The following is a 13,802-nucleotide window of genomic DNA, read 5'->3' on the forward strand; positions in this document are numbered from 1 at the left end:
CGGGGAAGATACGGTTGGCCGAACGAATGGTTTCGAATTCTTTTTTTCGTTATTGATTTTTCGAAGTCGTTCACGTGTCCGTCAGGAGGGCTTTACTCCGCTGCCTGGCGTATCTGGCCAGCGTCGAACTGCAACCGGGCGAGACGGGCATAGAGGCCGTTTTTCTCGATCAGGCTCTGATGGGTGCCTTCCTCGACGATGCGGCCGCCGTCGAGAACGAGGATCCGATCGGCTTTCAGAACCGTCGCCAGACGGTGGGCGATCACCAGGGTGGTGCGCCCCACCATGAGCTCGTCGAGGGCTTTCTGGACCAAGACCTCGCTTTCGGCGTCCAGCGCGGACGTCGCCTCGTCGAGAAGAAGGATCGGCGCATCGCGCAAGATCGCGCGGGCGATCGCGATTCTCTGGCGCTGGCCGCCCGACAGCGTGATGCCGCGCTCGCCGAGAAGTGTCGCATAATCCCTGTCGAGCGCCTCGATGAAATTCGAGGCGAGGGCGGATTGGGCGGCGGAGCGGATCTCGGCCTCGCTCGCGCCGGGCTGGCCGAAGGCGATGTTGTCGACGACCGAGGCTGCGAAGATCGTCGTGTCCTGGGGAACGAAGGCGATGCGTGCGCGCACATCGGCCGGGTCGGCTTTCGCGATATCGACGCCATCGATGGCGATCGTGCCGGACAGGGGGTCGTAAAAACGCTCGATCAGTCCGAAGATCGTCGATTTTCCCGCGCCGGACGCCCCGACGATGGCGACGGTTTCGCCGGGGGCGATCGTGAAGCTCAGGTCTTCGATCGTCGGCAGGTCGGGCCGGCTCGGATAGGCGAAGGTCACATGATCGAAGACGATCCGGCCTTCGGAGGGTGACGTCAGGGGGAGCGGTTGGGCTGGAGCGACGACCTGCGGCTCCTCCATCAGGATTTCGCTCAGGCGCTCGGCGGCACCTGCAGCGAGCGCCAGTTCGCCCCAGACCTCCGAAAGCTGGCCGAGGGCGCCGGCCGCAAAGACCGCGTAGAGCAGGAACTGGCCGAGCGTGCCGGGTGAAAGCGTGTCGAGCGCGACGCGGCTCGCACCGATCCACAGCACCGCGACGATCGAGGCAAAAATCAGGAAGATCGCGACGGCCGTCAGCATCGCTCGGGCCTTGATCGAGGATTTCGCCGCACCGAAGGCCCGGTCGACGGCATCGCCATAACGCTTTGAGACCGCGCCTTCGCTTGTGAAGGCCTGGACCGTACGCATGGCGCCGATCGCTTCCGAGGCATAGGCCGTCGCCTCTGCGAGCGTATCCTGCGCCTCGCGGGAGCGCCGGCGCACGCCGCGCCCGAAAGCGACGAGCGGCAGGACGATGAGAGGAATCGCCGCGATCACGATCAGCGACAGGCTCGGGCTGGTGACGATCATCATGGCGAGTGCGCCAAGAAAGAGGATCGCATTGCGCAGGAAAACCGAGGCGGTGGAGCCGACAGCGGACTTGATCTGCGTCGTATCGGCCGCGAGCCGCGAGACGATCTCGCCGGACAGCGAGCGGTCGTAAAAGGCTGGCGAGAGCTTCGTTACGTGGGTGAAGACATCCTTGCGCACTTCCGCGACGACGCGCTCGCCGAGGGTGACGACGAAGAAATATCGGCACGCGCTGGAAATCGCGAGAAGCGCGGCCAGCACGAAGAGCATGACGAAATAGGCGTTGATGAGAGAAGTCGAGGACGAGGTGAAGCCCTCGTCGACGACGCGGCGCACGGCAAGTGGCAGGGAAAGCGTGACGAGCGCTGCGAGTGTGAGGAAAATCACAGCGCCGATGGCGAGCCCCTTGTGGTGCTTCACATAGGGAACCAGCCTGCGAAGAGGACGCAGATTGCGCCGCTTCCGGGCATCTTCGGTGTTCTTGCTGCTCGTCAAACTCAAGCGTTACGCCTTCCCCGTTCGGGGTTTAAGTCCGCCCGTTTGCCGGGCGTTTCAAGTTCGGTGCGACATCGCGCGCGCCATGGCCTTGCGGTGGACGCGCGGCTTGTGTATAGGCTCGCCCCTGAATTTGGAAGCTTTGAACGGCTTCTTGTCCCCCGCGACAACCTGGGCTTTTGGCCAGCTTCATGCTGGGAGCGCCGGTCTCTTGGGGTTCTGCCGAAGCCAAGGACGATGGTTATGAAACAAGATCTGCATCCCGACTACCACATGATCACCGTGGTCATGACGAACGGCACTGAATACCAGACCCGTTCGACCTGGGGTTCCGAGGGCGACAAGATGAACCTCGACATCGACCCCACGACCCATCCGGCCTGGACCGGCGGCAATCAGCAGCTGATGGATCGCGGCGGCCGCGTTTCGCGCTTCAAGAAGCGCTACGAAGGCCTCGGCATCTAATTTACCGGCGGGTCCTTTCGCGCCATCGAAAAGGGATTTCTCCCGGCAGGCTTTCGTGTCTGCCGGGCTTTCTTCGTTTGTCCGACCATAATGCTGCTGCCGTTCTATGGCCGTGTGATCAGGGCATGCAAAGCGGTTTGAGCGTCGAGAAGTCTTGATACGCGGGAACGGCCGCAGCAGTAGGCCCTCGTGCTCTGCGTCGGCGAAGACGGGCCGTTTTTCGGCATGGGCCGAAGCGCGGGCTGGAAAGGTGCGCCGCCGCTCTAATTTCCCGGCAAGCCGGGCGCTGCCGCTGCGGTTTTTCGGCTGGGACGATCATGGATGAGTGACACCGCGACCTCAGCGGACGCAATCAGCTGGGAGAATCGGATAACCGGCGGCCTCTCGGCGATCGGCCTCGATGGCGCACAGGCTCTCTACGCGTTCAAGGTGATGGTCGCGGCCGGCATCACCATGTTTCTGGCGTTTCTCGTCGACCTTCCCAACACATACTGGGCGCTGTTGACGCTCCCGCTCGTCGCCACCCAGCAGTCCGGCACGACCGTCTGGCGCAGCGCAGCGCGTGTCGGCGGAACATTGACCGGCGCAGCGGTCGTGCTCTTCTTCATCGGGCTTTTCGCGCAGAATGGCCTCGTGATGATTGCCTGCCTGGCGCTCTGGATCTTCGGCTGCGGCTACAATGCCCGCTCGCAGGTCGGTTTCGATGGGTACGCCTACGGCACGGCCGGCCTCACCGCGCTCGTGGTTGCGATTGATACCGGTGCGAATGCCCAGATGGGGTTCTTTTACGCCTACTGGCGGTCCACCGAGACGATTATCGCGGTGATCGCGAGTTTCATGGTGCTTCTGACGATCTTTCCGCGCTCCGTCGGGGATGATCTCATCGATAATTTCACGACCGCGACGGGCAAGGTGCTCGACCTTTTGCGCGATGCTGCGCGGATCAATGCAGAGCAGAGTGCGAAAGCCCGTCTGGGCGCTGCGACCAGCCTTGATGGGCTCTTCACGCTGCTGCGTGCGCAGAAGCTGGAGCGCGCCCATTCTGGGCCCGATTTCACGCGCGTTCGCACGGCGACTGCCCGTCTCGATGCATTGTATATCGATACGGGAGCACTCTCCACAGTTGTCGCACAGGCGACGGACGAGGGTATTCTCGACGGGGATCTGGAAGCCAAGCGTAGCCGCTTCAGCGAGCTGATCGAGGATGTTCCGAGCCCGCTTTCCCACCTGGAAACGGCAGGAGATCGAATTACGGCGCTCCGCGACTACGCCGAGACAATCGACCGCAAGAAGGCGATGAAGGCGGTCGTCCTCAGCAAGAGCAAGGCGGAGCGCGCCGAGGGATTGCTGCTTTTCTGGTTGCGCCAATCCGCCATCTCGCTCGCCGCCACGCTGGAGGCGGCGGCGGCTGTCGCCGATCCGAAGCGCGATGCGCTGCCGGAGGTCAGCTTCTCGACACGCTATCCCGACAGAAGTGCCGCCATCCAGCGCGGGCTGAGGCCGGCGTCCGCCTTTGTCTGCGTCGGCCTGTTCTGGATCTTTTCCGCCTGGAGCAATGGCGCGATCCTGGCGCTCATCACCGGCGCTCTTTCTCTCCTGATCCCAACGATCCTGCCGCGCGCGATGTTCGCAACGGCGGGCATCAAGATCTTCATGGGCTTTCTCTCTGGCGGCATCATTGCCCTGATGCTGATGCTGATGCTGCCATATATGACCGGGTTTACCGGGTTTCTCACCCTGTTCCTGCCCACGATCTTCGTGATCTTCTACGTCTGCAAGGGACCGAACCGGGCGGTCGCGCTCGGCTCGACGATCATGCTCGCCATCGCTCTGCAGCCGTCCAACACACAGGTCTACGATCCGGCCCGTCTGATCAATACGGTGATGACTCTGATGATCATGCCGGCAGCCTTCATCTCGGCGATGTATATAATCTTCCCGGAAAATACGGCTTGGCTTCGGCGCCACCTCAACAAGGCGGGAACGAAGCTGTTGCGATCCGCGGCCTCCGGCCGGGCTCGCAACGAGAACACCTTCCTTGCCCAGGCAATCGATGTCGTCGCCGATTATGGCGGTGACCTCGATATGGACAATGAGGGCGACGCCCGTCTGGTGAAGCGGGTGCGGGCAATCACGCAGGCTGGACGCGAACTGATCGCGATCGAGAGGCTTCGACGGCACAACCGTTTACCGGCCCGCCTGAAGGACGATCTCCCGAAAGTGCGCGAGGCGATGGCCAACGCCGCGCTTAAACATAGCGGCGAGGATACGTCCGAAGAGATCGGGGTTCTGGAACAGGCACGGATCCACGCGGCCGAACTCCTGTCCGACAGCGAGATCAGCGCCTTGAAACAAAGCGCGACGCTTCGTTACGCGCTCGCGATCGAACAGATCAGGACGCTCGTCGAGCTTGGAGGTATCGCACTGCCACGAAAGAACGCCCATGCGTCATGAGATCTCCGTCATCGGTGTGTTCGCGCCCTCTCTCATCCTCTGCGCCCTGCTTGCGGCTGCGTCGTGGTTTCTCGTCGACTATGTCATGCTGCGGTTCTCGATCTGGCGGTTCTTCTGGCATCCGCCCCTGGCGCGGCTTGCGCTCTACTTCTTTCTCTTCGGCATCGTCTCGGTGCTCTATCCAGACTTCTGAGCTTCGGGATATCCTCGCCGCATGATCGTCATTCGCCTTCTCCTCACTGCCGCCATCGTGATCGCGGCCATCTTCGGCGTCGTCTATATCTGGACCACCTATTTCGAGAACCCGTGGACGCGCGACGCCCATGTGCGCGCGGACGTCGTCGAGATCGCAAGCTACGTGCCGGGCACGATCACCGAGCTCAACGTCGTCGATAATCAGGAGGTGAAGAAGGGCGACGTCATTCTGAGGATCGATCAGAGGGGCTACGAGACCTCCGTCGCACAGGCCCAGGCTCAGGTCGCTCAGGCAGAGGCCGAATTCAGGCTGCAGCAGCAACAAGCGGCGCGTCTGACCGAATTGGAGAACCAGGACACCGCGGCCATCGCCAATGTGAAGGTTGCCAATGCCCAGCTGCAGGCGACGGCGGCGAAGGCTTCGCTCGAGGCGGCACGAGAACACTTGCGTGCGGCCCAGATCGATCTCGAACGCACGACGATCGAAGCCCCGGTAAGCGGCTATATAACGAACCTCACCGCCGATACGGGCGACTTCGTTTCCGCCGGCAATGCCTTCATGGCGATCGTCGACAAGAACTCCTTCCGGATCGATGCCTATTTCATGGAGACGAAGCTACCGGGCATCAAGGTCGGCGACGCTGCGAAGATCAACCTGATGGCGAACTCTCAGGTGCTGAAGGGCAAGGTGCAGGGCATTGCCCGCGGCATTTATCGCGAACAGGGCGAATCGTCGGAGCTGCTGGAAATGCCGAAGGCTTCTTTCCAGTGGATACGACTTGCCCAGCGCGTTCCCGTCCAGATCGCCATTCTGGAGCTTCCCGATGGAATTCCGCTCGTCTCCGGCACGACGGCGACCGTGATCATCGAACCGACCGGTGATGACAGGACGCAGAACGAGGGTGTGTTCGACTGGATTGGCCGGAAGGTGACGGGGCTGTTCGCCAGTCTTCATTAAGTCGCCGGAACGAATGGCTGTCGCCGCCGCTCCGGCTGCCGGCGGACCTTTAAAATCGCCTGGTGTTATCGCTTCGGCGCAGGACGGGGCAGGGCGCCGTGCGGTCAGCTGCGGACTGGTGCGTGGGCGGAACCCTGTTCTGTAAGGGATCGCTCGATGCGCTCGCGCTCGAGCACGCCGGATTCGCGCAGATCGCGCTTCAGCTTGTCGATGGGCGGCGCGTAGAGAAAGCCGAACGAGACGCAATGTTCGCGTCCCTCGACCGCATGGTGCAGCCGATGGGCCTGGACGAGGCGCTTGGCATAGCCGCGATGGGGCACATAATTGAACGGCCAGCGCTGGTGCACGAGGCCGTCATGGGCGACGAAATAAAGAAGTCCATAGATCGTGATGCCCCAGCCGATGGCGAGCAATGTCGGCGAGAGATAATGGCCGACGGTGAAGAGCCCGATCGCGAAGCCGGCGAAGACGACCGCGTAGAGATCGTTCTTCTCGAACCAGCCTTCCGTCTCCTCGTGATGGGACTTGTGCCAGCCCCAGCCGAATTTCCCGTGCATGACGAACTTGTGGGCCCACCACGCATAGACCTCCATCAGGGCGACGGTGATAAGGGTCAGGCTGACGTAATAGAGTGTCCAGATCGTCATGGGGTCTCTGTCGGCGTTTCCGGTGGTGTGCTCTTCGCCTTCATTATAGGTATCCGGCGAGGATATGGCACGCCCCTCCCGGGCGGCGGGCGCATAAGCCGCGCCGGCCTTGCGAAACAGGTCTGATCGCGTCGTGATTACCGGTTTGACAGGCGCATCTGCGCCGCGTGGCGTTGCCGTATCAAAACGGAGACAGGCCGAACAATTTGAGGGTCCCAAGGATCAGGCCGTCCGAGATCCAGACCGAAACCAGAAGTTCCAGCGCCAGTGCGACGGCCAGTGAAACCCACAGGGGCGTGTATCGCGCGAAGAGGAAACCGGCGGCGGCAAACAGGGCATCGCTCACTGAATTGACGATGCTGTCGCCCTTATAGGCTGCCGGACTGCTCGTATCGTTGAAGAGCGCCACCACGAATGGCGTGTTCTCGACGATTTCCCAAACCGCACTGCCAAGGATTGCGACGATCAGCTTTTCCCGCATGGGCCAATGGGGCTTGATCCGGTCGAGGAACAGGAAAAGGCCGATGCCGAAGATGGCGTGCAGCAAGGAATACGGGTCGGCAAGATGGAGCGAGTTCGCTCTGACCGAGAGGTCTGTGCTGAAAAGCTTCAGCGGTTCGTCCGGTGCGACGAAGGGTCTGCCGATCGCCCAGAGGTAGAGGACGACAAGGCCGTTCGTGAGCAGCAGGCAGGCCAGCGTCGAGGCGATGGGCCAGGCCGCCGAGACGGAGCGGAGCCACCATTGATGGACCGTCTGACGATCGAGCCGGGAACCGCGCGCCGTCGACATTCGTCTCCTTTCCATCAGCATCGACTCGCCGACCGGTTCGGCCGAACAGACCGATAAGCCGCTCTCAAACCTGTCGACATCATACCAAGCCCATGCAGTTCTCAATTCATGCTAGTTAGGTTGCAAATGTTCGAGTGGCGCCTGTCTGCGTCGATTCGCTTCGACTTTCGGGATTGGTCTCATTGGCGCGCATAGCTCTCGTCTGCCCGGCGTATTACAGTCATATCAGAGCATTCGAGGTTCTCGGCCAGGCGCTTGAGATGCGTGAGCATGAGATCGTCTTTATATTGCCCGAAGGCGCTGAGGCCATGGTGCAGCGGCCGGGCACGTCCATCGTGACGATAGCAGCTTCCGGCTCGTCCCCGCAGAGCGGCAGGAAGCGCCGGGACAGCGGCGGGGCCGGCGTGCTGGGCATATTGAGGGCCGTCGCCGACCGCGCGGCGGCCACGGACCAGTTCTGCCGCCTTGCGCCGTGCATCTTCCGGGCGAACCGGATCGATGCGGTGCTTGCCGATGAATTCGAGCCGGGGGCCGGCCTCGTCGCGGCCTATCTCGACCTGCCGCATATCTCGTTTGCCGCCGCGCTGCCGATCGAGCGCGATGTGGCGATGCCCCTGCCGTTTCTCGACTGGCCCTACGATCCGAGTGAGCGTGGGCTTGCCCGCAATCGGGGCGGCGAGCTGGTCGGCGGCATCTTCATGCGCAGACAGCGCAAGGTCATCGAAACATGGGCAGAGCGTTTCGGTCTCGAAGGCCGCAAGGACGATGTCTCCTGCCTCTCGCCCACACTTCGCTTGGCCCAGACCGTCGAGGGTTTCGATTTTCCGAGGCCGAGAAGCCCCAATCTGCGGCCGGTCGGCCCGATCCGCAGTGCGCCGGTCACGCGTCTCAGAGGCGATGAGCGGTTCCCGATCGATCCGAAGCGGCCCTTCGTCTTTGCCTCTCTCGGGACGATGCAGGGGCATCGGTTCGATCTCTTCAAGGCGATCGCATCGGCCTGCCGGCGGCTCGATCTGCAGGTGATGATCGCCCATTGCGGTGGGCTCAGCGCTAGGCAGGCCGCCAGGCTTTCGGCCGACTGGGTCGTCGATTTTGCCGATCAGCCCGAAATGCTCGCGCGTGCGGATATCTGCGTGACCCATGGCGGTCTGAACACGGTGCTGGACTGTCTCGCGGCCGGTACGCCCATGCTGGCGCTGCCGGTCGGCTACGATCAGCCGGGTGTCGGCGCCCGCATTCTCTACCACGGCGTCGGCGAGACCATCGCGGCCAAGCGGGCAAAACTTGGAAACGTTACCGAAGCGCTGGCGAAACTGATCGCAAATCGAGCGGCCTATGAGACGCATATCGCGCCGATCCGCTCTGAAATCGCAAAAGCCGGGGGCACGCAGACGGCCGCCGAACTCGTCGATCGTCTGCTTGCTGGTGCTGAAAGGAGCGGAAGCCGGAGGCGTTATGCCGCGCGTCCGGATGTCGCCAACGACGTCGCCTTGGTCAAGGCTGGCCTATCTGCAAGACTATGAGCCCGAGCCAATCCGTGCACGACGATCTTCACGACGCCTCGACCCGTACTCTGATACCCGATCGCCCGAAGATCCGCCCTTATCAGACCCTCATCGGCCTGACGCTCTGCGTCTGCGTCATCGCCTGCTGGTTCGCGGTTCACATCTCGGCGGTGTTCTTTTTCGATATTTCCTGGGCAACCCTGCCGCTGGTGCCGCTGATTGCCGCTTTCCAGTGCTGGCTGACGGTCGGGCTGTTCATTCTGGCCCATGACGCGATGCACGGCTCGCTCGCGCCGGGGCATCCAAGAGCCAATTCCGCCATCGGCAGCTTCATTCTGTTCGTCTATGCGGGCTTTGCCTGGAAAAAGATCCGCGACGCTCACTTCGCCCATCACGACGCGCCGGGCACGGAGGCGGACCCGGATTTCTTCGCCGACGATCCGGAGAATTTCTGGCCCTGGTTCAGGACCTTCTTCTCCCGCTATTTCGGCCTGAGATCGGTGCTCTTCGTCTCCACCGTCGTCACGACCTACCTCGTCGTGTTCGGCGTGCCGGTGACGAACGTCGTCCTGTTCTACGGCTTGCCCTCGCTGCTCTCGTCCCTCCAGCTGTTCTATTTCGGAACCTACCGGCCGCACCGGCACGAGGAGGACGACGGTTTCGCCGACGAACACAATTCGCGCTCGAACGAATTCGGCTATCTCGCCTCGCTCGCCACCTGCTTCCATTTCGGCTATCATCACGAGCATCATGTGGCGCCGTGGACGCCGTGGTGGGCGCTGCCACACATTCGCGAAGCCTGACCTCAACAAGTGAGGCGGCGGGTGCTCCCTTCTTTCGGCGAGGGCGCACCCGAAACCCGAGATCAGCTGTCGAGCTTTTCGACGATCACGCTGTGATTGGTGTAGATGCAGATGTCGGCCGCGATCTTCATGGCGCGTCGCGCGATTTCCTCGGCCGAATAGTCGGTCTCGTGGAGAGCTTTGGCCGCGGCAAGCGCGTAATTGCCGCCCGAGCCGATCGCCATCACGCCTTCCTCAGGCTCCAGAACGTCGCCATTGCCGGTCAGCGTTAGGGTCACGGTCTTGTCGGCGACGATCATCATGGCTTCGAGGCGACGCAGATACCGGTCCGTGCGCCAGTCCTTGGCAAGCTCAACGCAGGCCCGCATCAGCTGATCGGGATATTGTTCGAGCTTGGCTTCCAGGCGTTCGAGAAGGGTGAACGCATCCGCCGTCGCCCCCGCGAAGCCCGCGATGACCTGCCCCTCCTTGCCGATCCGGCGCACCTTGCGGGCATTGCCCTTGATCATCGTGTTGCCGAGGGAGACCTGCCCGTCGCCGGCGACCACCACCGATCCGTTCTTGCGGACCGTGACGATCGTCGTTCCGTACATCTGGTCCGGCTTATGGTTGTCCATCATTTCACTGTCGTTCCGTCTGTTCGCTCCCCGGTCATTCCTCGCCGGAGCCTTTTCTCTGCGACAATGTGGGGAGGACGGCGCCGTTTATGAAGTCGCGGCGCATGATCGGCGAACACCCTCCAATCGATAGGCGTTCGGGTCGCGAAGCGATAAGATGGAAATCGCTTCGGGAAGCTCTTTCGCCGGGGCCAGTTCCAGCCTATATCTGGTCTTGGCGGGCTGGCCGGTTCGACAGGCGTAACTATTCCCCGGGGCCTTAGTCATTCCATTGGGAGCTGTCCCTGCCTTGGCCCGTGGGCCAGGGCATATGGCGCCCACCTACTTTGTAGGTTCCCGGGATCGACTTCGACCATCGGCCGGCTGGCTCGCCAATTCTTCCCATGAAAGCGAACTGACAGTCGTGCTAGGACACCCTTTTACGAATGGTGGCCGAGCGGGAGGGATCATGTCCGATTTCAAGGAACGCAAGCGTGAACTGCGCAAGGCGGCGCTTGCCCGCCGGGACGCCATGGACGAGGTCGAGCGGATCGAAGCCTCGCTGATGGTCGCCGAGCATGGCGACAGGTTGCTCGCCGATCTAGAACCTGGAACGATCGTATCGGGCTTCTTGCCGATCCGGTCGGAAGTCGATCTCAGGCCGCTGATGACCCATCTCGCCGATCGCGGCGCAAAACTCTGTGTTCCTGCGATCGTCGACAACGAGCTTCAGTTTCGCGAGCTGACGCGCGGCGCCGAACTTGTCGAGCAGGGCTTCGGCACGGTCTCGCCGGGCGTGGATGCGGCTGTCCTCGAACCTGTCGTGATGCTCGTGCCTCTCTCGGCCTTCGACAGGACGGGCGGACGCATCGGCTATGGCGGCGGCTTCTACGACCGGGCCATCCAGCGGCTGATCGACAAGGGCATGACCCCGCGCCTGATCGGCACGGGATTTGCGGTTCAGGAAATCGACGCTGTGCCTATGGCCGAGCATGACCGCTATCTCGACGCGGTCGTGACCGAGAAGGGCGTTATCCGCCCGGCCTGAGGCCTGCCGACGCTTAGCGAAGCCGCATCTTATTCTCTGTGCCGAAGATCATGGCCCAATAAGGGATGTTGTTCGGGCCCATCGCCATGCCGAACCCCATTTCGGTAACGCGGGGATTGAGGATGTTCTTCTTGTGGCCGGCCGAGTTGATCCAGCCCTGCATGGCGGCAGGGGTATCGCGATAGCCATAGCCGATATTCTCGGCGATCGAGCCCCAGTTATAGCCGTATTGCGACACCCGCGCCGAAAGCCTTCCTTCCAGCGAATGGCTCATTTTATTGCGAGCCGCCATGGCCTTCGCCTGGCGCTCGGAGGCCTGATCCAGCGTTGCGGAATAGCGAAGCGGCTGCAGGCCGTTCCGGGCCCGCAGCGCGTTCACGCTGGACAATGCGTAGCCCCGGTCGACCTGCATCGTCCGTGTGCCCGACACGTCGATGGACCCCGGCGTGCCGCCGCTGCACCCGGCCAAGCTCAGGCCGGCGATGCAGAGGACGCCGAAGAGAAAGGATCGCATCACGTTCGAAACTGCCGCCATTTCACTGCCTCGTTCGGCCGGCTTGCGCCGGCACCTTTTTCCTTGTGGCATTATCGCCCTAATATCCTCCTTCCAAAGCCATCCGCGCGCGGCAATTTGAGGGCAAATCGATGATCGAACTGTATACGTGGACGACGCCGAACGGCGAGAAGCCTGTGATCATGCTGGAAGAATGCGGCATGGACTATGAGTTGCACATGGTGGACATCGGTTCGAAGGAGCAGTTCTCCGACGACTTCGTTGCGATCAATCCGAACTCGAAAATTCCCGCGCTCGTCGAGCGTTCGCGCGGCGGATATGTGGAGCCCGTCTTCGAATCCGGTGCAATTCTCGTCTATCTCGCCGAACTGAGGGGCCAGTTTCTGCCGCGCTCTTCGCCGCAGCGCGCAAAGTGCCTGTCCTGGACGTTCTTTCAGGTCGGTAATACCGGTCCGATGATCGGCCAGTATCATCACTTCAACAACGCCGCCGACGAGAAGATCGACTACGCGATCAAGCGCTATCGCGATGAATCCGTGCGTGTTCTCGGGGTTCTCGACAAGCACCTCCAATCGAATCATTGGCTCGCCGGCGATTATTCCATCGCCGACATGATCAACTGGAGCTGGGCCAAGGCGGGTATGAACGAGCTCTCCAGCCACGGCACCGACAAGTACGACGCGCTTGCCGACTGGGTGAACCGTATCGGCGAACGACCGGCCGTGAAGCGCGCCCTCGAAAAGCTTGAAGACGCCAAGGCCCGGAAAAGCTAGGACGCTATGCTTGGCGACAAGGCAGAGCCTCGCCTTCTTCGGGAAGGGCGAGGCTCTGCCGTCGCTTGCCTTCAATCACCAGTCTGGACGTGACATGCGGTTTCTTTTCCTCGGCGACATGGTCGGTCGATCCGGACGAAATGCGGTGTTCGAAAGGCTTCCCGGGCTGATCTCCGACTTCAGGCTCGATTTCGTCGTCGTGAACGGCGAAAACGCAGCCGGCGGGTTCGGTATCACGCGTCAGATCTTTCTCGACACGATCGATGCCGGCGCCAACGTCGTCACCACGGGAAACCACGTGTGGGACCAGCGCGAAGCGCTGCAATTTGCGCCGAGCGAGCCGCAGTTCCTGCGGCCTCTCAACTATCCCAAGGGCGCGCCCGGCAATGGTTCGGGCGTCTACGAAGCGCGCAATGGCGCACGGGTGCTCGTGGCGAATATCATGGGGCGGGTCTTCATGTCGCCGGACCTCGACGATCCGTTTGCCTGCGCCGGCGACCTCGTCGGGTCCTGTCCGCTGGGCGAGGCCGCGGATGCGATCATCCTCGATTTCCATGCCGAAGCGACCAGCGAGAAACAGTCCATGGGGCATTTTCTCGACGGGCAGGCGAGCGTGGTTGTCGGCACCCACACCCATGTGCCGACCGCCGATCATCAGATCCTTGCCAACGGCACCGCCTTTCAGTCCGATGCGGGAATGTGCGGTGATTACGATTCCTCCCTTGGCATGGACAAGGAGGAGCCGCTCAACCGATTCGTCACTAAGATCACGAAAGGCCGATTCGAGGCCGCGCAAGGTCCGGCGACCATCTGTGGCCTGGCTGTCGACATCTCAGATCGCACCGGCCTTGCGGAAAACGTCGCGCCCTTGCGGCTCGGTGGCCGCCTCAGCGAGAGCGTACCGGATTTTTGGTGAATTCGAATCGCACGTGAAATCGACGCCGAAAGATGCACTGATCAATTTGATGGATTCAGATCGGATGGCTGAGAAGCTGAGGCGAAGGTTTTATTCGCGTAAGGCGGTTTCGGCTGCAAGGAATTGAGCAATAGTACTCGAAAGACCAAGGCGTATTCATTGGGATCGCTCATCATATGTCCCTTCTGAGAAGATCCTTCCTTGAGAAATTCTCGAGTACTCTGATCCCTTTCCGTCTCCGGCCTG

14 protein-coding genes and 1 other RNA gene are annotated in these 13,802 nt (G+C 61.9%); 10 read left to right on the forward strand and 5 right to left on the reverse strand.

All coding sequences use genetic code 11. The annotated features are described in order from the left end of the window. Positions 1-92: 92 nt before the first annotated feature. Complete coding sequence (locus ABDX79_RS16770; protein WP_346221499.1) at positions 93-1,892, reverse strand: ABC transporter transmembrane domain-containing protein; 1,800 nt, start codon at positions 1,890-1,892, stop codon at positions 93-95. A 243-nt stretch (positions 1,893-2,135) separates the two neighbouring features. On the opposite strand from ABDX79_RS16770, the gene rpmE reads away from it, so the two are divergent. The 4 genes from rpmE (at position 2,136) to ABDX79_RS16790 (ending at position 5,964) form a co-directional block, all read left to right on the forward strand. Next, the gene (gene rpmE, locus ABDX79_RS16775) at positions 2,136-2,357 is read left to right on the forward strand and encodes a 50S ribosomal protein L31 (protein ID WP_007067658.1); all 222 of its coding nucleotides are present in this window, start codon (positions 2,136-2,138) and stop codon (positions 2,355-2,357) included. A 321-nt stretch (positions 2,358-2,678) separates the two neighbouring features. Further along, the gene (locus tag ABDX79_RS16780) at positions 2,679-4,811 is read left to right on the forward strand and encodes an FUSC family protein (RefSeq protein WP_346221455.1); all 2,133 of its coding nucleotides are present in this window, start codon (positions 2,679-2,681) and stop codon (positions 4,809-4,811) included. Beyond that, positions 4,801-5,004 (forward strand): DUF1656 domain-containing protein, encoded by a 204-nt coding sequence (locus tag ABDX79_RS16785; protein WP_346221456.1) that lies wholly within the window; start codon positions 4,801-4,803, stop codon positions 5,002-5,004. Before ABDX79_RS16780 ends, ABDX79_RS16785 begins: the two co-directional genes overlap by 11 nt. 21 nt (positions 5,005-5,025) lie before the next feature. Continuing rightward, entirely contained in the window at positions 5,026-5,964 is a 939-nt protein-coding gene (locus ABDX79_RS16790) for an HlyD family secretion protein (RefSeq protein WP_346221457.1), read from the forward strand. Between the two features lie 104 nt (positions 5,965-6,068). On the opposite strand, the gene ABDX79_RS16795 is transcribed toward ABDX79_RS16790, so the two are convergent. Together ABDX79_RS16795 and ABDX79_RS16800 are read right to left on the reverse strand one after the other, a co-directional pair. Next, a complete protein-coding gene (locus tag ABDX79_RS16795) occupies positions 6,069-6,611 on the reverse strand; it encodes a sterol desaturase family protein (RefSeq protein WP_346221458.1) in 543 nt (180 codons plus the stop codon). 181 nt (positions 6,612-6,792) lie between these two features. Next, on the reverse strand, positions 6,793-7,401 hold the full coding sequence (locus ABDX79_RS16800; protein WP_346221459.1) for a DUF2585 family protein: 609 nt from the start codon (positions 7,399-7,401) through the stop codon (positions 6,793-6,795). Between the two features lie 182 nt (positions 7,402-7,583). Here ABDX79_RS16800 and ABDX79_RS16805 point away from each other — a divergent pair, with 182 nt between their 5' ends. Further along, positions 7,584-8,924 carry a glycosyltransferase gene (locus tag ABDX79_RS16805; RefSeq protein ID WP_346221460.1) on the forward strand — a complete coding sequence of 447 codons (1,341 nt, stop codon included), beginning with the start codon at positions 7,584-7,586 and terminating at the stop codon, positions 8,922-8,924. A gap of 14 nt (positions 8,925-8,938) precedes the next feature. After that, positions 8,939-9,709, forward strand: a complete 771-nt coding sequence (locus ABDX79_RS16810) for a fatty acid desaturase (protein WP_346221461.1) — start codon at positions 8,939-8,941, stop codon at positions 9,707-9,709. A 62-nt stretch (positions 9,710-9,771) separates the two neighbouring features. Here ABDX79_RS16810 and hslV read toward each other — a convergent pair whose 3' ends face one another. Beyond that, complete coding sequence (gene hslV, locus ABDX79_RS16815; RefSeq protein ID WP_346221500.1) at positions 9,772-10,326, reverse strand: ATP-dependent protease subunit HslV; 555 nt, start codon at positions 10,324-10,326, stop codon at positions 9,772-9,774. Positions 10,327-10,542: 216 nt separating this feature from the next. Here hslV and ssrS point away from each other — a divergent pair. After that, positions 10,543-10,700: non-coding RNA, 6S RNA (gene ssrS, locus ABDX79_RS16820), on the forward strand. Between the two features lie 74 nt (positions 10,701-10,774). Continuing rightward, the gene (locus ABDX79_RS16825; RefSeq protein WP_346221462.1) at positions 10,775-11,353 is read left to right on the forward strand and encodes a 5-formyltetrahydrofolate cyclo-ligase; all 579 of its coding nucleotides are present in this window, start codon (positions 10,775-10,777) and stop codon (positions 11,351-11,353) included. 13 nt (positions 11,354-11,366) lie between these two features. Here the strand turns inward: ABDX79_RS16825 and ABDX79_RS16830 are convergent, their stop codons facing one another. Next, positions 11,367-11,888 carry a CAP domain-containing protein gene (locus tag ABDX79_RS16830; protein WP_346221463.1) on the reverse strand — a complete coding sequence of 174 codons (522 nt, stop codon included), beginning with the start codon at positions 11,886-11,888 and terminating at the stop codon, positions 11,367-11,369. A 110-nt stretch (positions 11,889-11,998) separates the two neighbouring features. On the opposite strand from ABDX79_RS16830, the gene ABDX79_RS16835 reads away from it, so the two are divergent. Together ABDX79_RS16835 and ABDX79_RS16840 are read left to right on the forward strand one after the other, a co-directional pair. Further along, a complete protein-coding gene (locus ABDX79_RS16835) occupies positions 11,999-12,640 on the forward strand; it encodes a glutathione S-transferase N-terminal domain-containing protein (protein WP_346221464.1) in 642 nt (213 codons plus the stop codon). A 94-nt stretch (positions 12,641-12,734) separates the two neighbouring features. After that, entirely contained in the window at positions 12,735-13,556 is an 822-nt protein-coding gene (locus ABDX79_RS16840; protein ID WP_346221501.1) for a TIGR00282 family metallophosphoesterase, read from the forward strand. Positions 13,557-13,802: the final 246 nt, after the last annotated feature.

Origin of the sequence: Fulvimarina fulva, assembly GCF_039652615.1 — a bacterium.
Classification (GTDB): domain Bacteria; phylum Pseudomonadota; class Alphaproteobacteria; order Rhizobiales; family Rhizobiaceae; genus Fulvimarina.